This is a genomic window from Gardnerella sp. DNF01157, assembly GCF_049244225.1.
GTDB lineage: Bacteria > Actinomycetota > Actinomycetes > Actinomycetales > Bifidobacteriaceae > Bifidobacterium > Bifidobacterium leopoldii.
The window spans coordinates 1,102,606-1,129,078 of the sequence record NZ_CP058388.1; the positions used below are offsets into that span (position 1 = coordinate 1,102,606).

Annotated in this window: 16 protein-coding genes and 1 tRNA gene; 4 read left to right on the plus strand and 13 right to left on the minus strand. The window is 46.9% G+C overall.

Translation table 11 applies throughout. The annotated features are described in order from the left end of the window. Nucleotides 1-621 precede the first annotated feature (621 nt). The 4 genes from HXT38_RS04115 to HXT38_RS04130 all read right to left on the minus strand — a co-directional run bounded on the left by HXT38_RS04115 (nucleotide 622) and on the right by HXT38_RS04130 (nucleotide 12,202). On the minus strand, nucleotides 622-1,782 hold the full coding sequence (locus tag HXT38_RS04115; RefSeq protein ID WP_101885935.1) for a class C sortase: 1,161 nt from the start codon (nucleotides 1,780-1,782) through the stop codon (nucleotides 622-624). Between the two features lie 209 nt (nucleotides 1,783-1,991). Next, nucleotides 1,992-3,623: a SpaH/EbpB family LPXTG-anchored major pilin gene (locus HXT38_RS04120; RefSeq protein ID WP_421791701.1), complete on the minus strand. Its 1,632-nt coding sequence runs from the start codon at nucleotides 3,621-3,623 to the stop codon at nucleotides 1,992-1,994. A gap of 296 nt (nucleotides 3,624-3,919) precedes the next feature. Continuing rightward, complete coding sequence (locus HXT38_RS04125; RefSeq protein ID WP_174191515.1) at nucleotides 3,920-10,054, minus strand: Rib/alpha-like domain-containing protein; 6,135 nt, start codon at nucleotides 10,052-10,054, stop codon at nucleotides 3,920-3,922. Nucleotides 10,055-11,236: 1,182 nt separating this feature from the next. Beyond that, nucleotides 11,237-12,202, minus strand: a complete 966-nt coding sequence (locus HXT38_RS04130; protein ID WP_421791703.1) for an ORF6N domain-containing protein — start codon at nucleotides 12,200-12,202, stop codon at nucleotides 11,237-11,239. Nucleotides 12,203-13,110: 908 nt separating this feature from the next. Between HXT38_RS04130 and HXT38_RS04135 the strand changes: the two genes are divergently transcribed. Both HXT38_RS04135 and HXT38_RS04140 read left to right on the plus strand, forming a co-directional pair. Beyond that, entirely contained in the window at nucleotides 13,111-13,386 is a 276-nt protein-coding gene (locus HXT38_RS04135; RefSeq protein ID WP_174191513.1) for a type II toxin-antitoxin system RelB/DinJ family antitoxin, read from the plus strand. Between the two features lie 17 nt (nucleotides 13,387-13,403). Further along, complete coding sequence (locus HXT38_RS04140; RefSeq protein ID WP_080550925.1) at nucleotides 13,404-13,667, plus strand: Txe/YoeB family addiction module toxin; 264 nt, start codon at nucleotides 13,404-13,406, stop codon at nucleotides 13,665-13,667. Nucleotides 13,668-13,696: 29 nt separating this feature from the next. Here HXT38_RS04140 and HXT38_RS04145 read toward each other — a convergent pair. From HXT38_RS04145 to HXT38_RS04185, 9 genes are all read right to left on the minus strand, one after another. After that, nucleotides 13,697-13,769: transfer RNA gene (locus HXT38_RS04145), tRNA-Arg, on the minus strand. A gap of 699 nt (nucleotides 13,770-14,468) precedes the next feature. Beyond that, nucleotides 14,469-17,234, minus strand: a complete 2,766-nt coding sequence (locus HXT38_RS04150; protein WP_421791706.1) for an ATP-binding cassette domain-containing protein — start codon at nucleotides 17,232-17,234, stop codon at nucleotides 14,469-14,471. 54 nt (nucleotides 17,235-17,288) lie between these two features. Further along, entirely contained in the window at nucleotides 17,289-17,897 is a 609-nt protein-coding gene (locus HXT38_RS04155) for an ECF transporter S component (protein ID WP_004105192.1), read from the minus strand. A gap of 785 nt (nucleotides 17,898-18,682) precedes the next feature. Continuing rightward, complete coding sequence (locus HXT38_RS04160; RefSeq protein WP_032835341.1) at nucleotides 18,683-19,456, minus strand: DUF4191 domain-containing protein; 774 nt, start codon at nucleotides 19,454-19,456, stop codon at nucleotides 18,683-18,685. Between the two features lie 153 nt (nucleotides 19,457-19,609). Next, on the minus strand, nucleotides 19,610-20,248 hold the full coding sequence (locus tag HXT38_RS04165; RefSeq protein WP_004105197.1) for a DUF3043 domain-containing protein: 639 nt from the start codon (nucleotides 20,246-20,248) through the stop codon (nucleotides 19,610-19,612). A 158-nt stretch (nucleotides 20,249-20,406) separates the two neighbouring features. Continuing rightward, on the minus strand, nucleotides 20,407-21,774 hold the full coding sequence (locus HXT38_RS04170; RefSeq protein ID WP_421791708.1) for a dipeptidase: 1,368 nt from the start codon (nucleotides 21,772-21,774) through the stop codon (nucleotides 20,407-20,409). A 294-nt stretch (nucleotides 21,775-22,068) separates the two neighbouring features. After that, nucleotides 22,069-22,617, minus strand: coding sequence for a low molecular weight protein-tyrosine-phosphatase (locus HXT38_RS04175; RefSeq protein ID WP_004119207.1), 549 nt, complete (start codon nucleotides 22,615-22,617; stop codon nucleotides 22,069-22,071). Between the two features lie 63 nt (nucleotides 22,618-22,680). Beyond that, nucleotides 22,681-23,328: a dihydrofolate reductase gene (locus HXT38_RS04180; RefSeq protein ID WP_421791710.1), complete on the minus strand. Its 648-nt coding sequence runs from the start codon at nucleotides 23,326-23,328 to the stop codon at nucleotides 22,681-22,683. Between the two features lie 78 nt (nucleotides 23,329-23,406). Continuing rightward, nucleotides 23,407-24,279 (minus strand): thymidylate synthase, encoded by an 873-nt coding sequence (locus tag HXT38_RS04185; RefSeq protein ID WP_421791712.1) that lies wholly within the window; start codon nucleotides 24,277-24,279, stop codon nucleotides 23,407-23,409. Between the two features lie 151 nt (nucleotides 24,280-24,430). Between HXT38_RS04185 and HXT38_RS04190 the strand changes: the two genes are divergently transcribed. Together HXT38_RS04190 and HXT38_RS04195 are read left to right on the plus strand one after the other, a co-directional pair. After that, nucleotides 24,431-24,850, plus strand: coding sequence for an OsmC family protein (locus HXT38_RS04190; RefSeq protein ID WP_064621899.1), 420 nt, complete (start codon nucleotides 24,431-24,433; stop codon nucleotides 24,848-24,850). A 141-nt stretch (nucleotides 24,851-24,991) separates the two neighbouring features. Further along, nucleotides 24,992-26,266: a glycosyltransferase gene (locus HXT38_RS04195; RefSeq protein ID WP_421791715.1), complete on the plus strand. Its 1,275-nt coding sequence runs from the start codon at nucleotides 24,992-24,994 to the stop codon at nucleotides 26,264-26,266. The last annotated feature ends 207 nt before the right edge of the window (nucleotides 26,267-26,473 follow it).

Below are 26,473 nucleotides of genomic sequence, written 5' to 3' on the forward strand. Positions count from 1 at the left end.
TGACAATGTTTTTTAAAAAAATATTGCTGATTTACCAACTAATGTTGGCGCGTTGTGCAATATAAACCGTAAATTTTTCAGCCAACCAACGATAGGCACAAATGACCTAAATTTTACGCTCGCGCAGTAACGCGCTCGCCTACAAAACTCGCGCGAGTGTTATCTCACGTTTGGAGTGTTATCTGCTGCGAATCACTCCATTTGCGGGGAACTTATCTCACATTTGGAGGGTTTGCGCTACTTTTGCTCTCCAAACGCAGGCGCGACGACCTGCTTGAGCGCAGCACAGCGCGCGCGTAAAGTTTCTGCCGGAATCTAGTTGGGAAGCAGCATAAACTGCGCGCGGTTGTAAAGTTTCTGCCGTTTTTTCGCTCGTAGCCGACTTTTTCTTTACACGCGCGTAAAGTTTCTGCCGGAATCTAGTTGGGAAGCAGCATAAACTGCGCGCGGTTGTAAAGTTTCTGCCGTTTTTTCGCGCGTAACCGACTTTTTCTTTACACGCGCGTAAAGTTTCTGCCGTTTTTTGTTACTGGTACAGATTAGTGACTGCGTTAGTAACGACCTGCTTTAGCGCTGCGATTTAGCGCGCGCAGTCACAACGCTCACCGCACAGTCGTCGCGTTACTCGCGACGCAACTTACGCAGCATTTTGCGCGAAAGAATCAGCAAATGCTTGCCGCGAATGTCGAGCTGTCGCCCTCGCTTAGACGTTGCAGCGGCAATCATCATGGACAAAATAATCAATGAGAACGCCATTGCAATCACGAATAGCGTCATCCAAAGCGGCCATTGCACGTGGTCATCCGGCGGCTTCACAGGGTCCGGCAGCACGCGATACCCCGTCACCAAAAGCCTATGCGAGTTCACACCATACGGGGTACACGTTAGCAGTGTAGCCAAGTCGCGCCCCTTTTCGCGCTGCAATAAACTAATATCGTGTGGCTCAACCACGCTGATGCGGAACACTTTGTATCGTAAAGTTTCGCCTTGCACGTCAAGGTAGAAGTAGTCGCCCTTCTTTAAATTCACCAAATCGTCGAACATGGTGGCGTCAGCAAGACCTGTGTGCGCGGTAATAACTGTGTGGCGGTTCTTGCCACCGACCGGCAAATCCGTGCCGTACAAATGACCAGCGCCACGCGCCAAAACTTCTTGCGAACTGCCGTGATAAATAGGAAGTTTTACACCAATTTTCGGAATTTTTACAATGCCGATAATGCCCATAGGTTCCTCAAGCGCCTTAAGATAACGCTTGTATTCAGGCGTGTTAGTTACGTCTTTTTGACCATTCGGACCATACGGATCCGCGGCAAGCTTGCTTTTGCGAGTTTTATTGTAAAGCTTCGCGGCGCGAATGTGAGCGCGGCGCACGTCACCAGCCTGATCGTGGTTATACTTGTCGTACGCGTTAGAAATTTCCTTCGACACGCGGTTATTCCAAAGTGTTGAAACAACAGGGTAACTGAAGCACAAAATGCCTGCCAACACGAATGCAATTGGCTCGACGATGCGGCGGAGCTTGGATTTTTGATTGGTTTTTTGCTGCGATTTTTGCGCGATTGTGGTAGGTTGCGCACTTGCGGAAGGTTGCTCGGAAGAGTTCTGATCTGCAGGATTAATTTCGGATGTAACAGTTTCGGAAGTAGCAGTTTCGGAAGTAGCAGTTTCAGCAGCGCTAGTTTCAGAAGCGCGATTCTTGAAAAGCTTGCTTACGATGGGTGTATTAAGGGCGATTTTGTTGAGGAAAGCATATACTTTAGCAACAGCGTCGTTTAATTTCATGCTTCCTCGTTTCGTGGGTTTTTCGTTGGATTTAGATTTGATTTACGATTTATTTATTTTGCGCTCGCTAGTTAGTTCAATTAAAGCGCACAAATATAGAGCCGGGAGCAACAAGTCGCACCCAGCTCCAATATTTATGCCATGCAAACAGATATTTACATTCATGCAGCAGTGACTGCTGATTTTTTCTCAGCAGTCACCAACTACAATCAGGCAGCCTGCTGCTCTTCATCCTTCTTGCGGTTGCGCAAGAAGATGAACATGCCAACAGCAACCAAGCACATGCCAGCCAACGCGAAGATGATCACGCCTGCAGCACCGGTCTTTGGAAGGTTGAACCAGTTGTGATCCTTAGTCGGGACGTTAGCAACATCAATAGTTGTAGGAGCAGCACTTGTAGATGATTCGGAAACTTGGACTGTGTGAGCTTGACGGTCACGCTCATAATTAGCTGGTGCTTCAGTTTCCACGAGGTAGAATGGATGAATTGAACTATCGATAACAACTTTTACAGAATTGGCAAACTTACCACCGCCAACGGTAACGAGTTCACCAACCTTTGAAGCATTCGCACATTCTTTTGCATTAGTATCGGCAGCACACTTATCAGCATCATTCTTCTTAGCGAAAAGCTTGAACTTGGCGCCGTCAACCTTCGTATTCTTACTGGAATCAGTGCCATCGTACTTGTTTACTTGTAAGAAGCCATATTTAGATTCAACTTTAGAGCCTGGATCGTCTGGAACTTCTGGGGTTGGAACTGGCTTATTCTTGCCCTGTCCCGGAATAAAACCAGACTTATTGGTGAAGCTAGTTTCAGTGACTTGCGTAGGATCCTTAATAGTGAACGCAAATTCAATTTCTACTTTTGCGTCAGGATCAACCTTAGCTGCATCTGCTATTTTTGTTAATGCATCATCATTGAAAGAAACCTTAATACGCTGCGAGTCTTGTGTATCAGTTTCTTTAACGGATTCAGAGAGCAAATTTTCAGATTTCTCCTGATTATCCTTTTTGTAAACCAATTGTACAGACTTAACAACATCCGAAGGTGTATAGCTAGTGAATACATCCTTAGGAGCCTGATCGAATACAGTATATCCCTTCAGATCATCCTTAGTCCAATTCGAACGTTCTGTAGCAGTGTTGCTAGTCACAGCAGCAGAAATCTTGTAGGTCATGGTATCGCCATTACCCACGAATGATGTTTCATTGTCTCCATGAACAAGAGTCTTCTTAATCTTACCAGCAAGGCTCTGGTTCTTTGGTTTTGCAGTTACATTGTAGTTATAGGTAACTGCCTTATTTGCTTCATGAGTGATTTCTGGAATAGTCATGTAGAACGGTGCCACATCATTAGAGTGATTAGGTGCTGGCTGTGTTTCTTCTACCTTATAAAGACCGATAGCAAGTCCATCGAATTTCTTCGAACCATCAGTACCTGTTACATCTTCTTGCGTATTAGCTGAATCAAATTTCATTCCATTAACTTCAGGATTAGCATTAAGTTCTTTTACCTTCGCAGCAAGAGTTTCCCAATCCTTGTATTTTGTAAGATCTAGCTCTGCTGCATCGTTCGAAGAGAACTTCGTAACTCTTTGTACCTTGAATTTAGCATTAGCAAGAGGAGTGCTTGTGTTACCTTCACCCTTATACTCATATTTCATGATGGTGATGGAACCCTTTTGCGTCTTACACACATCGGTCCAAGGCGCGCCAGCATTGCATGTATTTTCAGCAAATGCCACGTTGTTTGCCACCACGGCGCCGGCGACGCACAGCGTGCCAGCCATTGCGAGCGAGGCGAATGCCGCCACGCATTGTTTAGTGAATTTATTCACTTTCTTCTCCTTTGTTCAGTGCCCTTGTGGGCAGGTTTTGAGGAAAATACGTTTATTGTTTTATTTTGTGTTGCGGTTTGCGAGTGTGACCACATGCAGAGGTTCCCACAACTTGCGAGTGAGAGCCACATTCCGCACGCGTGCAGCATTCAGTGATCTAGCCACCGTTTTCCGCTAGCCACCGTTTGCACGCGTCGCATTGCGCAACAAGTTTTAGCGAGAATCGCACTGCAAGCTTGCGAGTCAGTTACGTCTTGCGACTAGCCGGCTAGCAGGATTGCGTGCAAATGTTTTCATCAGCATCGCCACCTTTCGCTACGTCGCCTTAAAGCGCGAAGCTTTTTGGCAGTTTTGCAGATAAAATCTTTAAGCAGTGTCTTACGCAGCAACGCCTCGAGCATCGCGCGCCCCCACTTGGTTTGCTCAAGGAAGAACCCAGCCGCCATCACGCCCGTGCCAATCACAGCAAACGCACCAAGCAGCACGTTCCAGTTCATTCGGCCGGTCTTTGGCAGAGCGAATTTAGGCGGATCGATCACGTTCACGTCGAAGGAAATTCTATTCCAATCAACCGCAGACTTTAATCCTGTAAGCTGAACCTTTTGCATATCTGTAGACGAATACTTTTTATCAGCACTAAGCCCAGCATCAACAGTGTTACTAAACACCGTCAGCGCATTCGGCTTCAACGCAAACACAGCGCACGTGTAATTTCCAGCCTTTTGAGGTACGCCAGCAATATCGTCTTCACTGCGAGACACAGCGCTTTCTATGCTGTTCGGATCTTTATTCTTCGTGAATCCATACAGCAAGTTAGCTATGCAATTATTACTGTTCTCACTGCAAGACTTTCGCTGATCAGCAGTTGCAAAAGTCCACGGCTTTACACTTTCGCCATAATTCTGGTTCAGGTGCATATTGAGCGTATCGTCAAGCCCGCGACTCCACTTTTCCTCGCCTTGCTTAGTGCACATCATGCGCAATGAAATATTGCTACGATCCTTCAAGCTCCACGCGAGCACATACGGGTTCTTAGTAAGGCTCGTGCCGCTCATAACAGTAAGAGAATGACCTCCACCAAGAGTGTCAACAGGATCAGCATCTTGAGACCTTAGCAATGTCATCTTAAGATCCTTGTCGGCACCACTGCCCAAACCTGAAACCGTAACTTTCGCATACACAGGATTGCCGTTGTTTCCGGAATCCGACTCTTCCGAAGTGGAGCCATCCGGATAATGGATGACAATCTCTTTAAAGTACGATTTAGGCGCAATAGATTGATCAGGGTGGAATGTCACTTTGCCGTAACGTGTACCGTCATCCTTGGCACTGTGCTTGCCACTCTTTTGTTTGGTAGGATCGTCAGGCTTATTGCTTTGCTCACCGGTGTTACCAGCAGCGGAAGCCCAATACGACCAGTCTAAAGACACCTTGTTTCCAGCAGTGCCGTCAGCATTTACCTCAAAGCCGTTTGCGGCATCCTTAAACTCAAACCAAGTTCCATCCGGAAGCGCACCAGCCTTCACAGCATCCTGGTATTTATCTGCACCGTTAGCACTCTTAACGCTTTGTGGCACAGCATTCTCAACCTTTTGACCAGCCGTAACATTCACATCAACGTACTTCGGGTTGTAGAAGTGGTTTTCGTTGTGAATCTTAATTGGTATTGGGCGCTTCGCATAGTCAATGCCTTCAACCGCGTTTTTGCTGCCGTTATCACCATCAAGTTTCCACTTGAAGTTTTGCAACGGATCAGTGTTATTCTTACTTGCATCTTTGTTGAGTTTTGCTACAGCTGCATCGAATCTATCAAGCAAATTATTGGTATCGTCCTTAAACTGCTTTTGCTTAATCGCATACACTACGCACTCGTAGTCACCAGATTCGTTAGCCTTGCCTTTAATCCATCCACGAGTACGCTCAGTTGTGTCGCGTGAGTTACCATTCGTAATGTAATCGTCATACAGCTGCCTATCAGGGTGGCACTGTCTGCTATCCTTCTCGCAGTCTTTCTGCTGTTGCGCATTCTCTGTATGCTCCCAAATTTTAACTTCCTGCATCGTAATGCCGGCAATACCGCCCGACTGGTAGTGAGACTTAGTGCCGTCTGAATTGATCTTATAGCAGATTGTGCGCAAATTGATTTTTCCAGGCTTATACACGGACCAAGAATCAAGCCAACGAGTCGTCTGTTTAGAAGCACTTAACTCCTCGCCCTTAGTGAGTTTGATTGTAGTATTAGACCAGTTGCCACTACCTTCTTTATCGCCAACATTCAAGTGCAAATTATCAGGAGTCTCATCATGTGATCGAGTAACCTTCACACTCGCATAAATAGGCTTGCCGTTGTTTCCAGAATCTGAATCTGTTGATTTAGAACCGTCCGGATAATGCACTATAACCTGCGTTTGGTCAGGAGCAACAGGGAACCACCTGTGCGGTCGGAACGTAACCTTACCAAACTGACCCGTGCCATTTTTAGCTGAATCACCAGAGTCAGCTTTATTGTCTTGACCATCCTCAAAGAATGCATAACTTAAACCATTCTTTTCAAACCAAGTGCCGTCCGGCAAGTCGCCTTCTTTCACATCGTCTTGCGACTTATCAGCACCGTTAGCATTCTTCTTGCTTTGAGGCAGCCCAGTGGCTTGTTTGGTACCAGCCTCCATAGTTATAGGCTCATACTTAGGGTTGTAGTAGTGCGCGTCCGAGTGCACGTGAATTGGGAATTTCACAGAGTCCCAATCGATGTGCCTTTGAGTGGCATATTCAGGATGATCTTGACTACCCTGCTTATCCGTTAAGACTGACTTACTGATAACATCTTCAAACTTGCGGTCACCAGGGTTCTTTACAAACTCCTTTACAGCATTATCAAACTTAGTTTGCAAAGCACCATGCGCATTACCTTTACCCTCAAGGTCTTTAATAGCGTACACAGTGCACACAAAGTCGCCATTTTCTTTTACCTTGCCGTGCAGCCAGCCCCACGTGCGCTCTGTAGTATCACGTTCATTACCATAAAGATATTTATTACGATCGCACTTACTATCATTGGCTTTACACTCTTTCCTCTGCTGTTCATTAGCTCGCGTCCACTGAGATGGATTCTTATCGGTAAACTCACCGCCTTCAATATTGCCTTTTCGACCAGCAAGTTTCAGACCATTAACACCATCAACCTCATAGCTTTTAGGTTCAGGTTTACCAGTTTGTGGATTCTTTTTGTAGCAAAGCATGCGCTGGTAAATTTTTCCCTGCTTAGCACTCGACCAGGAGTCAAAGAACATTGGCTTATACGTATCGCTAGGCTTGTCGCCTAAAGTATCACCTTTACGGAAACGCATACCGCTTTTATCGTTGTCCTCAATTTTCCTTCCGCCACCATGTTGGGAATAAACATTGAGTTTTAAATCATTTTTTTGAATATCTTGATTAGTTACTTCCACTGGAGCGTATACAGGTTTGCCAAGATTACCAGAATCCGGATCTTCAGAAGTGGAACCGTCCGGATAATGCACGATTACAGGAGCGTAATATTCTTCGTTAATCTTAACAATCTTGTTTGGAGAAAAAGTGACTTTGCCATACATCTCTTCGGAAGTAGCATCTTCAGGCTTGTTCTCTCCTGATTTCTTGTTACTTTGCTTACCATCAAACTTAAACCAGTCACGAACTTTATTTTTATCGTTAGGATACCCTCTTAACTCAAACCAAGTGCCTTTTGGCAACCTTGTGCCTTCATCAACAAGATCATTTTGACTCTTGTCGTCGCCCTTCACGCCGTTAGAACCACGATGGCTTACTGGAGCAGCCGATTGTTTAGAATTACCAGCCTTCACATATACCTTATCGTATTTAGGGTTATAATAATGCGCGTCAGAGTGAACCTTAATTGGCACAGTCCTAGATGTATAGTCAATGCCTTCTCTTAACCCACTGAAGGTATCCGAACTAATGATATTAGTAGAAGAACCTTCTTCCTTTCCAATATTCTTATTCTTTTTCTCAGCATCCTCAAATTTCTTCAAAGCCTTAGGCTTCAAAGCATATACAGTGCACTGATAATTACCAGTCTTTACTGGCTTTCCGGTGATACTACCACGCGTACGCTCCATGGTATTGCCGGTGCTATCAAATAATTTATTTGCTACACAACCCTGACCATTTCGACACTTTTCCTGTTCCTCATCAGTAGCATGAGGCCACGGTTTTTCGCCATTTATTTTTATTCCATTAATACCGTCAAGATAAAACTTAATATTCGTAGGATTTGTAGTATCAGCACACACAGAACGAATCTTAATATCGCCAGGCTCCTGCACTGACCAAGAATCTATCCACGGTTGTGGATTAACATCACGATTCTTGCGGAATACGAATCCATCGTTATAGTTAATATCTTGACCATTTTTGTTCCTAGCAATATGAAGCTGCAAGTCAGCATTGCCAGGGTCATGACGCTTTAAATTTACCTTCGCGTAAACAGGATTACCCTTAGTAATAGAATCTTCATCTGTAGATTTTGATCCATCAGGATATGTAACTATTACTGGTGTCTTATAAGGATCATTTGGCTTGCTTGCAGTAAGCCACTTGTTAGGGTAAAAATATACAGAACCAGTCTTAGTATCTTGTGGTTGAATTGCAGACCACGATAAAGGATCTATTCCATGATTGTACTTTCCTATTGCAAAAGTAGTACCTTCAGGTAAAGGACCCTTTATAGATCCATACGATCCATCACTGGTAGGTCTATCAGAAAAATCCTGAGTACCAGCATACATATCCTTTGTTACATACACTGGGTTGTACAACTGCGACATCTTCTTAACTTTGAAAACGACCTTTTTAGATACACTAACCTGTGATTTCTTGCAGTTATAGAAAGATGGATCAGGATAATTTATACCTATATTAAAGGTTACAGTCTTACCCGCATCCTGCTTCCTAGGTTTGTATATGACCTCACCAGTGAATTCATTGAGGTATACATCACCATCCTGCATATTGTTACTACTCCACACACGCCGGACTCCGTCAGGTAGTTTTTGATTAGTAAACACATATGCTATGCCATTTTGTGGTATATCTTCTGTTTTATAGTCCTTAGGGTTTGTAGGCTTCGGATTTTTATCCTTATTGTATTCGAAATGACCTTTTACAGAATCACCAACCCACTTACCGGTATACATAAATGGTTTTTGCGAATAAGGTTTACCATAAACAGCGTTATAATCTTTGCCGTCATCGAATCTACCAAACGCACCTTTCGGCTCTGGATACCGTAGTTCATCCCAAGAATCAGGATTCGTGTTATGAGCGTGCTCCCATAAATCAGGGAAACCATCGCCATCTGTATCATAAGGACCCATGATCGCAAACTTGTGCTTATCACTATCATCTGATCTAAATCCTGCAATGAATGGAAGGTTTTCTGGAACAGTTACAGAATCATCAAGATAAGCAGAAACTGTCCATCGATACGCAGTTACGGTATCACCGTTCTCTCGAGAAATCAACACACGAGAAAAATCTCCGTGTTCTTTCCATTTTTTAACTTCACAAGTATCAAATTGATCTTTAAATTGATCCTTCGGATCTTTACCTTGTCCAAGGTTTCCTAAAGATAAATTCCAATCATGCTGAAATTTCGGACCATCAGCGTAAGTATATGTCCATCTGGTCCAACCTGCATTAAATTCTCCTGGATTCTTCTCATCTCCCTGTAACGACCAGTTAAAATTAGTTTGCCCAGGCAATAAACTTCGTTTTGTATATTCACGATAAACATGAACACTAGAGTCATCAATACCCCTCGGAAGATATACGTAGATGTAGCTTCTACCATCCCAAGCCTGACCATCAGATTTCTGATTTCCAATATTTTCAGCAGCGAATTGCGATGAGCCCATTCTTTTAAGTGCTAAGCTATTGGCATTAAAAGTTACTTTCCAAGTTATCTTTCTCCTGATACGACCATTATCATTAACAGTCTCTATTTCAGGATATGAAAGATCAATATCTCTCTGAGCGTCACCAACCCAATAACCATTATGAGTGAAAAAACCGTTACCTGATTTATCCCACCAAGCCTGATCAGCTTTCGCATTATGTGCCGGCGGCACTATGAGCATGGTTACTATGGTGGCGGCGGCTACGAACATTGCGAAGAGCGCGCGGCGAAGAGTGTGAGATGGGCGTGCTGCGCGAGCGATGGTGACGCTGCCGGAAGTAGCTGCGCTGCTGGAAGTGACTGCATTGTCGAAAGAAGTGCTGGCAGTGCCGAAAGTATTGGCATTGGTGGAAGAAATAACTGCGGTGCTGGAAGTACGAACGGCGTCGTTAGCGCTGGTCTTACGCCAGACCAAAGCGCGCGACGCAAGACGACCCACGCGTGATGCGAATCCACGGAACTTTGCTGGTAACATTTTCTCGCCTTCCTGGTCCTCAACCGCCGCACAAGCCGCAGTATATCCCAAATTCCAACTCTCTAATCTTTAAGACTTCACGTACTCAACCTGCATACGATGCCAATGCTTAGCGTACTAAAACCTTGTACGCATACTACTGCAAATGCCATAGACAGAGCTAACCACAGGTAGTCAGTATAACATATCTGTATGCCCTATATGCAAGCATGGTTGCTGAAAAGCCTCTAATATTTATACCCCCCCCCCCATGAATGATTTCAAGCAAAACACGTGTTATATTCGTGCATATAAAAAATTTCTATAATTCACGAATATCGCTAAAAAATCTACTGTAAAACGCATTTATAATGAATAATTTCCGACGCCAAAACGACGAAATCGCGTCTTCGGCGTGTCTAAAAACCGACCACTTTCCCAACACAAAGTACTACATGTTGTTATAGCGCATGCATCGCACCGCTATATACTGTGCTGGTATATGCAGTGCTTGTATACGCTCTATGTGCTGTGTACTTCGCTGCTGTATTCTGTGTGAGATTCGTCACTATATGCCATGTTGCTATATGATTCGTCTATATATACTGTGTGCTTCGTCGCTATATGCCGTGCTGCTATATATACTGTGCAGCACTCAAGCATGTCATCGCGTCAGAAAGAAAATCCGGCAGAAACTTTACACACGTGCGCAGTTTATGCCGCTTCCCAGCCAGATTCCGGCAGAAACTGTGCAGCCATGTAAAATAAATGTCGCCTACGCGCCAAAAAACGGCAGAAACTTTACAGCCGTGCGCAGTTTATGCTGCTTCCCAGCCAGATTCCGGCAGAAACTTTACGCACATGTACAGAAAAAGTCGTTTCCGCGCCAAAAAACGGCAAAAGCTTTACAGCTATGTAAAGAAACGGTCGTTTGCGCACCTTAATCCGGCAAAAACTTTACGCGAGTGCAGACAGAAAGCGCGAGCAGAAGTGCGGAGCCGGAAGAAACGGCAGAAACTGTGCAGCCGTGCGCAGTTTATGCCGCATACGCACGCACACAAAACACAACCGAATTCACAATGAACCACCACACAAACCTGCCCTGCCTTCGTCTTTATTGACGAAGGCAGACCTCGCTTGCATTGAAAGCACACCGTGCTTTCAACTTTGAGCAAGCTCAGCGCTCCGAATTACCTTTGCGCGCTACGCTCTAAGCGAAAAGGCAGGTCGTCGCGCACAAACGTAAACAGCCTCATCGTCCGCCCCATAATCTATAACCACATACCTATCGTGATACTTTCTGCCAGCAGTCTTTAACTTCAAATCAACACCAGGATAATCGCTTACAAAATCACTCAATATGCTTTCCGTAAGCATATTCTTATTCCTAGAATTATCACTAAAAACTACGATTTCAACCCCCTCACCAGCAAACCGCAATAGTTCCAAAGTTTTAAGACCAATATAATTATCAACAACGTAAATGCTTTTCTTAGCTGACTTATATATTTTGCAATACGCAAGATCCGCTTCTATTTTATTGCCGTCCATAAGAAGAAAATGTTTATACGTATTTGGATTAATAAAATTATCCATTACCTTATTAAAATCTTCTTTTGTTGCCATTTGAGATTTTATTTCCGCTATATCTTTAGTATTTTGGTTTGTTTGAATCGCAAGCTTAGCTAATTCCTTCGCGCCAATAAAATCCCTGTTTTCAACAATATAATCCTTCATTTGCTTAAAGGTTCTAACTAATGCCCTACTCTGTTTAACAGCAAGATCACCTCTTAACACAGTCATGAGCATATAAATACCCTGCTCCGTAAAAGCATAAGGCAAATATCGAGAGCCACCCCAACTTGAGGTGAAATTTTTGCACCTCAAGTTTTTGAACTCGTCAGCAGTTAGCCGAAACATAAAATCTTCGCCCTCAAACTTTTCAATATTATTCTTAATCTGTCTATTGAAATTTTTCGTTTCATACCCATATATTTCAGCAAGCTCAAAATCAAGCATAACTTTTTGATTGCGAATGTTATAGATCTTCTCTTTTATCGTTTTAGCATCTATAAGCGCTTTAACTGGCACGCTTTTAGCGTCTATAAGCACTTTAGATGGCACACTTCTAGCGTCCGCGATAATTAAATTTTTATTCTGCTCTACCATAAGATCACTCCTAAAAAATGTGCGTAAAACCTAGCGCAGTGCAACAAAAACGTAACTTCTAACACAAGACCCATAAATCACAAGTAACACTGCAAAATCACAAGCAACACTGCAAAATCACAGAAACAAATCACAGAAACAAATCACTAAGTTACTAAAATCACGCAAATCACATATAAACGCATCGTTTAAACGCATCAGCGCATATACAACTATTCTACAAAACAGTACAGGAAAAGCAACGAGTAGACAGGCACGACCGAAACGACTCAACCGCGCGCAGTTTATGTCGCCTACGCGCATCAAAAAGCGGCAGAAACTTTACGCGCGTGTACAGAAAAAGTCGTTTGCGCGGCAAAAAAAAAATCGGGGCAGACGCGCTCTCGCACATCCGCCCCCCAAAACCCTAAGGTTTTCAAGCGTTTTCAATTCTATCTTTCACATATCCGACTGTCAATAACAGTACAAATAAGGGTCGGCTACGCGCGATAAAACGGCAGAAACTTTACAGCCATGTAAAGAAAAAGTCGGCTACGCGGCAAAAAGCGACAGAAACTGTGCAGCCGCGTAAAATAAATGTCGCGAAATGACGGAATTGCGACAGAAACTGTGCAGCCGCGCGCTACGCTCCAAGCGAAAAGGCAGGTCGTGTCGCTCGCGCAGATTAGCCGCGTTCACGTCCCCGCTTGCGTTGAAAGCACACCGTGCTTTCAACCCTAAGCAAGCTCGGCGCTCCGAGTTGCTTTCGCGCGCTAAATCGCAGCGCTCAAGCAGGTCGTCGCGCGCTAAAATCATCAATAATTGCTTGCATAATTAATGATATTTACGTTACATTATATAGAATTATTGTATACTTATATGAGAGTATGAGAAAAAGTACAAAATTCACCATAGACATAGGAGTCAAAATGACTACAGCAACAACAGATATAGTAAACGTAAACTTTCGAGCAAAGAAAGAAGACAAACTCAACGCGGAACGAGTTTGCAAAGAGCTCGGAATCTCTATGAGCGCCGCGCTGAACGTGTTTATTAAAACGATTGGTCGCGAAAAGAGGATACCGCTAGATTTTTCGCTAGATCCGTTTTACGAACCGTCAAATCAAGCATATTTGAAATCGCAGATTGACGGCGTGAGAAATGGAACCATCAAGCCCGAAGAGCACAATCTAATAATGAATTAGGACGTATGGTTCAAACAATGAGAAAGATTGCTTGGACTCCAGATGCCTGGAACGACTATCTCTATTGGGAAAGCGATAATAAGACTCGCAAAAAGCTCAACAATATTATTAAAGAGATTATGCGGAATCCAATAGACGGAAAAGGTAAGCCTGAACCACTCAAAGGAAACTATTCTGGCTGCTGGAGTAGACGAGTAAACGATAAGGATAGAATCGTTTACTCATTTACAGATGACTCGATTATAATCTACGCCTGCAGAGGCCACTACGACGATAAGTAGGGAAAGTAGGGAAAGTAGAAAATCAAAAGTGGGCTTAATGGGGTTCGAACCCACGACCTTCTGCTCCGGAGGCAGACGCTCTATCCACTGAGCTACAAGCCCGCAACTCGAGAAAGTATACACGCTAGTGAGGATGCGCGACGACCTGCCTGAGCGCAGCATTGCGCGCGCGAAGGCAATTCGGAGCGCCGAGCTTGCTCAGGGTTGAAAGCACAGTGTGCTTTCAACGCAAGCGAGGTCTGCCTTCGTCAATAAAGACGAAGGCAGGGCAGACTCACAAGTAGTCACATTGGGAATTTGGTTGTGGTTGTGTGCGCTGACGACCTGCCTGAGCGCAGCATTGCGCGCGCGAAGGCAATTCGGAGCGCCGAGCTTGCTCAGGGTTGAAAGCACAGTGTGCTTTCAACGCAAGCGAGGTCTGCCTTCGTCAATAAAGACGAAGGCAGGGCAGACTCACAAGTAGTCACATTGGGAATTTGGTTGTGGTTGTGTGCGCTGACGACCTGCTTGAGCGCAGCACAGCGCGCGCGAAAGTAACTCGGAGCACCAAGCTTGCTCAGGGTTGAAAGCACAGTGTGCTTTCAACGCAAGCGAGGTCTGCCTGCGGCTTTATTACGAAGGCAGGGCAGGTTAGTATGGTTGTGCTTTAAAAACTAGATTGTGACTGGGGATGCGAAGCAAAAAGCGGCAGAAACTTTACAGCGGTGTAAAGGAAAGGTCGGCTACGCACGAAAAAACGGCAGAAACCTTACAGGAGCGCGCAGTTTATGCCGCCTGCGCACGCAATCGCGCACGCAGCCATCACGCGCCACCGAGGAAGGCAAAGGTGCCAAAGTAAAGCGCAGCCGCAACAGCAACCGACGGCACAATCGCGCACACAGCAAAAATCCACCAGTCGCGCGCACGCACACGACTCACCCTAGCGTGCGAACGCGCACCAACTCCCCCAAAACCGCGCGCTTCCATAGCAGTGGCGAGCGTCGTCGAACGTCGAATCGAAAGCACAAGCAGCGCAAACGACTGCGGGAAGAACGCCCTCACGCGATGCTCATCACCCAAACCGCGCGAACGCCTCGACGCAGTCAGTGCCGCCCAATCATCCTGCAGCACGCCAAACAGCCTAATTCCAGCCAAACCGCCGTACACGAATCGATCCGGCAAATGCAACACCTGGCTGAAAGCATCTGCCAAATCCGTAGCATCAAGCCCAATCACCATCACAATCGACGGCACGCCAATCGCCAAAATCCTAAGCGAAGTTGCAACAGCCAGCATAGCCGAACGATCCGTAGCATGCATCAGCCACCACTGGAACCAAGTATTTCCGCCACTTTTGCCGTATAGTAACACAGTGAGCGCGGAAGTCGGCGCGCCCACCCACACAGGCCACGAAAGGCGAATCACACGCCATGGCGGAAGCTTAATGCACGCAAAAATCACAAATTCCAGCAGCAACGCAACCGAAGCAGAAACGCAATCAAGCGTAAAAAGTAGCGGAATCGAAGCCGCGAACGCTCCAAAAATGCGAAATACTGGATTAATTGACGCAAGAAGTGGCGATTTGCTGGAAAGTTTCGCTTCCTCGTCGCGATTGTTTACTGCGCTCACTTTGATGCGCGAAATGTCGGTTGCGCCGGTAGTTGCGGAAAGCGCTTCGGTAGATTTTGCTTCAGCAGCACTCATTTCAACAGCACTCATTTCAGCAGCTTCAGCTTTCGCATCCGGCACAAGCTCAACCAAGCGCGCACCCAACACCTCAACCAGCTCACGGTCGTGCGTCACCACAATAATGCTCACACCCTCGCTACGAAGGCTTGCAATCAAGCGAATAATTTGCAACCAAGTTTTGCGGTCCTGCCCAAAAGTCGGCTCGTCCAAAATCAGCACACGCGGAGCCGCAGCAAGCGACGCTGCCACAGTCAGACGACGCTTTTCACCTCCCGAAAGCGTGTACGGATTCGCCTTCGCGTAACGAGCCAGACGGAATCGCTTCAGCAACTCCTGAGCCTTCGCGCGCGCCTCATCCGCCGAAACACCCGTGCGAAGCGGCCCCAACATAACCTCATCCAACACCGAACCACACGCAAACTGATGCTCCGGATTCTGAAAAACGTACGAAATGCGCTTCGCCAAATCAGGCGACTTCCACTTCATTGGATCCGTACCATTCGCGCCTTGAGCAAGAGCATCACTCGCCACAACCTCGCCGCTTACTGCCGGCAAAAGACCAGCCAAAGTGAGCGAAAGCGTTGATTTTCCAGCACCGTTCGCGCCGACCAAAGCCGTAATCTGCCCGGCTTTAAACTCAAGATTGATGTGACGCGCAATCGGCTCGCTATTATGGCTGATTGCGAGGTCCTTCGTGGAAAGTAGCACTTCTCCGTAGCCTTCCGCTGGATTGCAGTTTTCGTAATATTTTTCAGAAGATTCTGCATTTGCGGAAGAATTAATTACGAAAGATTCATTTGCAGAAGATTTTACGTTTTTCTTGTAGCGCTCCGGAAGCCAAATACCCAGATCCTCAAAGTCCAAATCAGTGCGATTAAACACCTCGTCTGGCGTGCCGTCCGCCACAATCACCGTGCGCGAAGAAGCCGCGCGCGCAATATCGTCGTCGTGAACGGTTTCGCTATGAACGGTTTCGCCGTTCGCATCTTTTCCGTTCGCAGCTTCATCATTCTCAAGCCCAAGCACAACCACGCGGTCAATCATGTCAATCCACGGCTCCGCGTGATGCTCCACAAGCACCATCGTGGCATGCGTCGAATCCAAAACCGCGCGCACAGCACCAACAATCTGCTGCGTGCCATCCGGATCCAAATTCGCAGTCGGCTCGTCCAAAAGCAGCACACTCGGCTGCATAGCGAGCGCGCCAGCAAGCGCCAAACGCTGCATCTGACCGCCACTTAAATGCGAAGTTGAGCGATGCAATTGCAAGCCATCCAACCCAACTTCTTTAAGACTTTTGCGCACGCGATCCCAAATCTCGCCGCGCGGAACGTTCATATTTTCCGGACCAAACGCAACGTTATCCCCCAAACGCTGGAAAATCGCCTGTGCATCCGGATCTTGCAAAACCAAACCAACACGACCGCGCGCACGTCGAACCGGCACGCCGTCAACCAAAACGCAACCCTCGCTCACACCACCATCGGCATCTTCGACGAGAGTGGTTTGCTGGGATTTTGCGCTATCTTCGCTATTTTCTACGCTATCTTTCGCGCTACCTTCGCTACCTTTGCTGTTTTTCGCGCTATCTTTCGCGCTATTTTTCGCCACAAAATCATTGCCAATAAGACCTGCCGCGCCGCTTAAAATCGTGGATTTACCGATGCCTGATGCACCAAGCAGCAACACGCGCTGCCCCGCCTTAATTGTGAGGTCCAACCCGCGCACAGCAAAAGCGCGACGGGAAGCATGACGATAACCCCAATGCTCAAACCGAAGTTCAGCGTTATTAGCTTTGCTAGCTTTATTAGCGTTATTAGCGCTGCTGTCACTATTGCAATCGCTTGAAGCTGATGGAAGGAAAGTTTCAGATTCTTGCGATTTAACAGCATCAGGCATAGTAAATCCTTTATGGCAATGATAGATTTTTAATTTTTGCGAATACGTTATTCGCTATTTTTCGCGTATTTCGCGACCGGACGCAAACTGATCCAACGCGCCGGTCTTAGCGATTCCCACATACAAGAACCACATTAAAACACCAGCAAACACAATTCCGGAAACCACTGTGCTGGCGAAGTATGGAAGACCATACTTGCCGAATACGCTAACAGCCTGCAACTTACCGAGGAAGGTGTAACCCCAGCAACCAATGCCAGTCAATGCGCCGGAAAGAATCATTGTGTTCAAATTCCACTTCTTGTAAGCGAAAATAATGAACGCAATTTCAGCAAACAGACCCTGAACCACTGCAATAGCGAAGGTTTCAGCACCACCCCACTGATTGCCCATCAAAGCTTCGAGCACGCCAGCTACGACTTCAGCGTAAATAGCAGCACCCGGCTTACGCACGATTACTGCGGCCAAAGGAGCAGCGAAGAGCCAAAGACCGTTAATAAGACCTGCAAAACCTGGAAGAATGCTGTTTAGCGCAGTCCATGGAACCTCACTAAAAATGGCAACAACCCAATAAATAAAAGCAGAAACAACGCCAATTACGGAAGCAACTGCAATGTCTGCAACACGCCACTGCATGTTGGACTGATAATTTTCTTCTGACATAAAAATGTGCCTTTCTTGTTACGTGTTGCAATGCGTTACATTGTGCGCAATGCAATATTTTGCGTTACATGTGTACATTACGATGCTGTGCGTCAAACGCGTTACATTGCGATGCGTTACATGCAATACTTTGCGTTACAAAGAAACCTTGCAACACCTCTCCAGGCACGGGAAAAACAGACCTCCGTGCGCCGGTATTACCCGGATTCACGTTCAAGCGGTTTTCTCTCAGCTCTGAATGTTCACGCTTACATAAGCGAAAACACAGAGCACCCGTGTCGATTGACGATTGTACGGCAGCGCGTAGACGCCAACCCTCCAAACGCGGGCGCGACGACATGCTTGAGCGCAGCACAGAGCGCGCGAAAGCAACTCGGAGCGCCGAGCTTGCTCAGGGTTGAAAGCACGGTGTGCTTTCAACGCAAGCGAGGTCTGCCTTCGTCTCGATTGACGAAGGCAGGGCAGGTTTGCATGGTAGTTTATTGGGAATTCGGTTGTGTTTTGTGCGCGCGACGACATGCTTGAGCGCAGCACAGAGCGCGCAGTCACCCATCTGCACCAGTAACGAAAAACGACAGAAACTTTACGCGCGTGTAAAATAAAGGTCGCTTGCGCACCAAAAAACGGCAGAAACTTTACAACCGCGTACAGTTTATGCCGCCTGCGCGCGCAATCCCGGCAGAAACTGTGCAGCTGTGTACAGAAAATGTCGAAATCTCACCAAAAAGCGACAGTTCCTTCACATTTACGTAAAGTAACTGTCGCCAATCCGTTGCAAGAATAATTTACTTACCGCGCATTGCACGACGGCTGATGCGCTGCGGACGCGTTGGATCGATGCCCTTCGGAATGCCAAATCCACTCTTGCTTTGCAACGTGCGCAAACGCTCATTCAAAATCGCAAGCTCCGTCTTAGTAAGGAAGAATCGGCGGTTCGGATGAATTTTATCGAACAACGCAAACTTGTGCTTTACAGGCTGTAACGTCTTCGAGCGCAACACCTTTCCGCGCAATTCTTTAAGCTTCACCTGATTTTCGCCATTACCAACAGCAATACGGTATACAGGTATATTAGATCCGGCAGTAACGCTTTTAATAGCGTGCTCCTGTCGATCCATAGCATGCATTAAACGCTCGTAATTACCCTCACCAACGAGGAAAATTCCGTTAAAACCAGTGCCTCGCCAAAGCGCATCCTTCGTGCGCGCATCCACCCACACAGGCTGCTGCGGAAAAGTAAAACCGCCCTTATTAATCGCAGAAATAATGCCGGCAGCCGCACCCGGACGACCTTCCAACTTTGCGTAACCAACTTTATCTGCACGCTTCGTAAGCACAACAGTAAACAGCAGCAAACCAAGCATCACCGCTGTAATAAGCATCATAATCCACATCAAAATGGACCAACGAGATGCAATTCCAAGAATTACAGCAACCAAAATCGGCGCAGCAAACGCGCAAGACAACCACAGAGGCAGCTGCTTATCGTCAGAATGCGTGTACTTATAAATACGTATGATCTGCGAGAACATGCCCTGCTTTTTCTTAGTCTGCTTCATGCCTTGCGTCGCACCCTTCGACGCGCCTTGCGATTTGCTTTGTGCTTTATCTTGTGCCATGCGTTTACCCCATAATATTCGCGTTATTTTGAGTATCCCAAATAATAATAGTAGCTTGTGCAAATATTAATAAATTTGCACTTACTTTTGCACTTACTTCGGCCAGTTACCACGCTTTGCGCTACTCGGCTTAGGCAAACGCCAGCGACGAAGCTGCATAGCGCGGCTGAATGCGTACATGCCGGAACGCGACTTGCGCGACACAGCCACATCACCAAAACGACGAATCAGCTCCTTACGCAACTTACGCCACATAACAAACATGTCAATTACAGATGCAAACAAATACGCGTACAAGAACACTGCAAAAACAAAATAAACAATCACAAACTTAGATAGCGCAAACAAGCAAATCATAATCAGCACTGCAACTGGTATGAAAAACTCGCCAATATTAATTCGAGCATCCACGTAATCGCGAATATACACACGCCACGGAAGCTGCTCAATTTTTGGCATATGCGCCAAATCGCCAGTGCGCATTGCGTTGTATTGCAAATTCTCAGATTCGCGAAGACGAGCACGCGCGCGTTTTGCGCTTTCCTTGCGATCTGCTGGTACTAGTGGGCGAAGCTTTTGCGCCTGAGCAGCGTTGCGCTTAGGAGTCGGCGCGTTTTTTTCGCGAGATTTCGTCGCTACAGACGATTCTGCATCCGCTACTTTCTTTTGCAACGAAGGAGTAGACGCGCCCTCATTATTGGCAGTTTTCTTTGCAAATGGATTCCATGTCATGTTTGCAGATTACTCAACAGACTAGACGCATGCAGACGCGGAGGAAACGGCAGAAACTTTACGCGCGTGTAAAGAAAAAGTCGGCTACGCAGCAAAAAGCGGCAGAAACTTTACAGCGTTGCAAAGTTTATGCCGCCTGCGCGCAAAATTAGCCAGAATTACTCGCCCAATCGATCCAAAAGCAGCGCTTCCGTCACAATATTTCCGCGCAAACCAGAAAGCGAAATCGACTCGTTCGGGCTGTGTGCATTGGACTTAGGATCTTCCGGACCCGTCACCAGCACCTGCGCCTTCGGGAAGATGCGCTGAAGCTCCGGAATAAACGGAATCGAACCACCCTCGCCCTTATTTACCGGCTCCACGCCGAAAGCATCGCGCATAGAAGCGAGCGCATCCTTCGTTGCAACAGCATCCGGATCCATTGCCCAACCCATGCCGTTATCAATCGGCTCTGCAGTAACTTCTGCACCAAAAGGCGCGTGAGATACCAAGAAGTCACACAAAGCTTTTTGCGCTTCTTCCGGACGCTGCGAAGGCGCGGTACGAAGCGAAAGACGCAGCTTAGTTTCGTGCGCAATCACATTAAAACTGCTCTCAACAGGATGTGCGTCCATGCCGATTACCGTCAAGCTCGGCTTAGTCCACATGCGCGCTGCGAGAGAACCGGTGCCGGCAAGCTTATAAGAATCGACCACAGAAGCGTCGGCACGCACTTGCGCTTCGTCCAAATCGCGCTGCAAACCGCCAACCGGCTCCTGTGCTTCAATTCCAGGAACTGCCAAGTCGCCAGCCTCGTTGTAAAGCGAGGCAATAAGCATGGAAGCGAGCGTGTAAGCGTCCAAAATTGGACCGCCGAACTGGCCGGAATGTACTTGATGGCCGAGCACTTTAACCTTTACGTCCACGTCGGTATTTCCGCGCAAACTCGTTGTAAGACTTGGGATTTCGGCGGACCAGTTGCCGGAGTCGGCAACGATAATTACGTCTGATTCAAATTCGGCTTTATGCGACTCGATAAAAGGAATGAAGCTTGGCGAGCCCATTTCTTCTTCGCCTTCGATGAAAACTTTAATATTTACGCGCAAATCGTCGCTCAGTGCGCGCAAAGCTCCGTAGTGAATTGCGATTCCGCCGCCGTCGTCGGCTGAGCCGCGTCCGTAGAGGCGACCGTCGCGCTCTGTGCCTTCAAATGGGTTGGTTTCCCACTCAGATGGATCTGGAACTGGCTGCACATCGTGATGAGCGTAGAGCAAAACCGTTGGCGCGCTTGGGTTTACGATGCGCGAGCCGACAACTTCGAAAGCTCCTGGAGTGCCGTCCGGATTCGTGGACTGCTCGACGCGCGCGTCAATACCAACCTCACGCAATACCCCAGCCACGTATTGCGCGGACTTGCGCATATGCTCGCCAGCAATTCCATTAGCCGACACCGCAGCCAGTGAAATCTTCTTATTCAGCACGGAAACTACGTCATTCCAGGCGTTTTGCACGCGAGCGCGCACGTCTTCGACAGCCAAACCTGCCATAAATCCTCCCAACTAAAAGTAACAGAGCGGTAATTGATGCCTGTAAAACTATACCTACAAATTTAAACTATATTCGCAACTATGTCCGCAAATATGAGGAAACGCGAGAAAACGCGACGCAAACTTAACTATCTACTTTGGTCAGCTTGCGAGACCGTTTCTTTACACGCCTGTAAAGTTTCTGCCGCTTTTTGGTACGTAGGCGACATAAACTGCGCACGCACGTAAAGTTTCTGCCGCTTTTTGGCGCGCAAACGACATAAACTGCGCGCGGCTGTAAAGTTTCTGCCGTTTTCAAGCCCTCTCAATGCGCGCGGCAACCCAATCGACGATATAAGGCGCGCACTGCTCAACCTGATCCATCGCAACCTCAAATTCGCGAGGACCTCCGTACCACGGATCAGCCAAGTCGAGCAACATCTCGCGACCAGGCTGCGGCTTAGGAAGTGACGGGTCAAACGCGCGGTACATGTGCACAAGTTCGCGCTTTTGCGCAGGCAACAAACGCAAAAGCGAACGCATATGCGAAGCTGTCATAGGCAAAAACAGGTTCGTTTCCGCAATCTCATCCGCTTCAATTCGATGCGCAAAATGCGAAGCAGGAAGCCTGTATCCGCGCTTAGTTAATTCTCTTTGCGCGCGGCGATCAATCGGATTTCCGTACTCTTCGTCGCTTACACCGCTGGAACGCACAGCAACAACGTCGCCCAATCCCCTCAATTGAAACTCGTTGCGCAACACAATTTCCGCCATTGGCGAGCGGCAAATATTACCTGTGCAAACCGTCATAACAGTGTATGGGTGACGTGCGTCTACCTTGATTTTGCTTGATTCTTCAGTCATGCTTCCTCGTTTATTTTGCTTCCTCGTTTATTTTGCTGTCTCGTTTACTTTGCGGTTTCTCGTTTACTGAGCAGGCTCATATACCATAAACCGGTATCGCGCAGGATTGCTTTCGCTACCAACCTTAAGCAGCGCTTCCTCAAACTCGCCTTCGCGCACAACATGCCATTTTCCTGCATCAACTAATGCATGAATGTTCGGAGCAAATGTGTCCGCTGCAACTTTCGCATCAATTTGCGTTACGTAAGCTGCGTCTGCGTGATAATTCGCAAGCATTTCGCGCAAAATCGCAGCACCGCCAATAACCCAGATTGCTGGGCCGTCTTGAGGCGAGTCTTGAGATACGTCTTGAGATAAGCTTTCCTGACTTTCCAGCACTTCCCTATTTTCCAGCCATTCGCGTGCGTAATCCAAAGCAGCGTCAATGCTAGTAAAACTACGAGCTCCATCCGCCACAAAATCAGGATTATGCGTAACAACAATATTTTCGCGCCCAGGCAACGGACGGAACTTAGGAGGCATCGCATCCCACGTGCCACGACCCATAATCACAGGGCAGCCGATAGTCATCGCCTTAAAATAGCGCAAATCCGGCGAAAGTCGCCACGGCATGCCTCCGTTTACGCCCATCGCGCCGGGCTTGCCGTCTAAACCGAAAGCCTCGCCCCAAATCAGTCGCACAGGAAAATTATGCGACACGCTGTTTGCCATATACGCACCTCACACGCTAAAAAAAGCTAAAAAATTAAACTAAATCAAGCAAAATCAAGCAAAATAATTTGCAATCAATCACACCGCAACCGGTGCTTTAATCGTCGGATGATGCTTGTAATCAACCACCTTAAAATCGCTGTAATCGTAATCAAAAATCGAATCCGCCTTACGAATTTCAAGCTGCGGATACGGGTACGGCTCGCGCGAAAGCTGCTCAAGCACCTGCTCAACGTGATTGTCATAAATATGGCAATCGCCGCCCGTCCACACGAACTCGCCCGGCTCAAGACCTGCTTGCTGAGCCATCATCATCGTCAAAAGCGAGTAAGACGCAATGTTAAACGGCACGCCAAGGAACATATCGCAAGAGCGCTGGTAAAGCTGGCACGAAAGCTTGCCGTCAGCAACGTAAAATTGGAAAAGCGAATGGCAAGGCGGCAACGCCATATGCTCAACTTCCGCAGGATTCCAAGCGCTAACAATCATGCGACGAGAATCCGGGTGATTCTTCATAAGATCCAGCACGTTTGCGATTTGGTCAATTGTACGGTTTGGATTTTCCGCGGTTGGCGCCGGCCAACTCCTCCACTGCACTCCGTAAACAGGACCCAAGTCGCCGTTTTCGTCCGCCCACTCGTCCCAAATGTGAACGCCATTTTCCTGCAACCAACGCACGTTACTCGAGCCTTTAAGGAACCAAAGCAACTCGTACGCAAGTCCTTTGAAAAACACGGTTTTCGTAGTGATAAGCGGGAAGTATTTGCTAATGTCGAAGCGGATTTGCTGGCCAAAAAGCGAAATCGTACCGGTGCCTGTGCGATCTGATTTTAGAGTGCCTTCCATAAGGATTTTTCGCACTAAATCCTCGTAAGGAGTTGGGATGCTGGAAAGCGGTTTTTGTGGTACGCGCGCGCGAATTGCTGCAAGTTCTTCTTCTGTTAAAGCCATGCTGCCATGTTAACAAAGCACTAATAAATTTAAAGAATTGCGCTCGTAAAACCATATATCTACCACGCAAAACGCTAGATTCTACGATTGAGCGCAAAGTTACAATCCTTACGATAACATGAACAAATACGACTACAGCAAAGGAGCAAAAATGTCTAGAAGATTATGGGTAGAGCGCAACGAGGACGGCACTTGGGAAGCACACAGCGACGACGGTGTGAACTTGAAGTTTGGCCACGGCGAAGGCATGTTTAACCCGGTTGAATTAATGCAAATCGCTTTAGCTGGTTGCACAGCTCTTAGCAGCCAGTACGCTGCAGAACACGCTATTGGCGAGGGCGCTGGAGCACGAGTTGTAGTAAACGGCACGTACGACGCGGAAGAAGGCACGTACTTGCGTTTTCAAGAAGATGTCACTCTTGACGCAACTTGCGCAAAACCTGCACTCAGCCAGGAAGATGCGTCCGCACTAAAAGAGCGCATGGAACGCCACATTTCCAGGGGTTGTACTGTTAAGCATACGCTTGAAAAAGGCGCGCAAGTTAGCGTAAACGTTACGGTTCGCAGCTAGAATAAGCCAAAAGTCGCGCCAAAAGTCGCGAAAAATCGCACTAAAATCACACTAAAATTCACCACATGTGGCACAATTGAGTACACAAGATATTTGCGCAATAATGACGCTACGCATGCATGTATGCAACCGGAGGAAACTTTGAAAATCGCTATTTTTACCGAAACGTATCCACCGTACATAAATGGCGTCGCAACACAGTCTTATATGCTCAAAAAGATGTATGAAGAGCTTGGTCATGAAGTGCTAGTAGTCACGGTCGGCTCCGAAAAACAGCGCAAAACCAAGCTTGAAGATGGAGTTGTTTACGTTCCGGGCATATTGCTTAAAAAGCTTTACAAATACCGCGTTGCGCTCCCGATTGGTCACATGCGAAAGCAACTTCCTCTTAAATTTAAGCCGGATGTCATTCATATTCAAAACGAATTTGGCATTGGCGAAATCGGCTTGGAAGTAGCAAAAAAAGAGCATATTCCCGTTATTTATACGCTTCACACAGAATACGATAAATTCCTGTTTTACATTGGCTTAAAGCATTTTACTGAGTTCTCTCGCAATATTTCGGCGAAATATTTTATGCGATTCTCGAAAAATGCCACAATTATTACGAGCATGTCTCCTAAAGCACAGGCATATATTGACCGTCAGAAGGTTGATAAAAAAGTAATTGTGCTGAATAATGCTGTGGAATATAAGAAGTTCCTACCAACGCCTGAGCGACTTGCATTCCGCAAAGCTTTCCGCGAAAAATATGGCGTTTCTGACTCTACTAAGCTGTTTGTTTTCGTTGGCAGAATCGGCGCTGAAAAAAATATTTCAGAATTAATTGACAACTTTATGTATTGCGATTTTCCTCGCGAAAAAGCGCGCTTATTTGTTATTGGCGGCGGTCCTGATTTGGAATCGTTGCGCGAGCGCGTGGCAGATAATGGTTTTGACGACAGAATTTGCTTGCTTGGGCCTATTGCTCACACGGAAATTCCAAAGTATTTGCACGCAATGGACTACTACACAACAGCATCACTTTCCGAAATGCACTCACTTTCGATGCTAGAGGCAATGGCTTCCGGTCTGTTTGCGCTTGTAAAGCATGATGTGCCGAATGAGAAGCAGATTATTAGCGGTCAAAACGGGTATCAGTGGGATACTAAGGAAGATTTTAAGACTGTTTTTAGTAAAGTTTTGAATATGAGCGAGGCTGAGCAGGCTCAGCTTAAGGCGAACGTGCTCGAGTATTCGAAGAATAACGATTTTAAGAGCCAAGCGCTTGAGCTGCTTAAGATTTACAAGCGCGCAATCGAGATGAACAAGGAAAAGCTCGCTGAAAAGAAAGCTAAGCGAGATTCCAGGCGCGCGCGTTTTATGCTGAAAAAGCGCGAGAATACTGAAGCGGAGCCGCAAGAATCGCAAGATTAGACGCTCTCACGCTCCAAACGCTCCAAACGCTCCAAAACGCGGTCGCGATGACATGCTTGAGCGCAGCACAACGCGTAGGCGGCAGAAACTGCACACCGCTGTAAAGTTTTGGTCGGAATCCGACTGGGAAGCGGCAGAAACTGCACACGGCTGTAAAGTTTTGGTCGGAATCCGGCTGGCAAACGGCAGAAACTGCACACAGCCGCA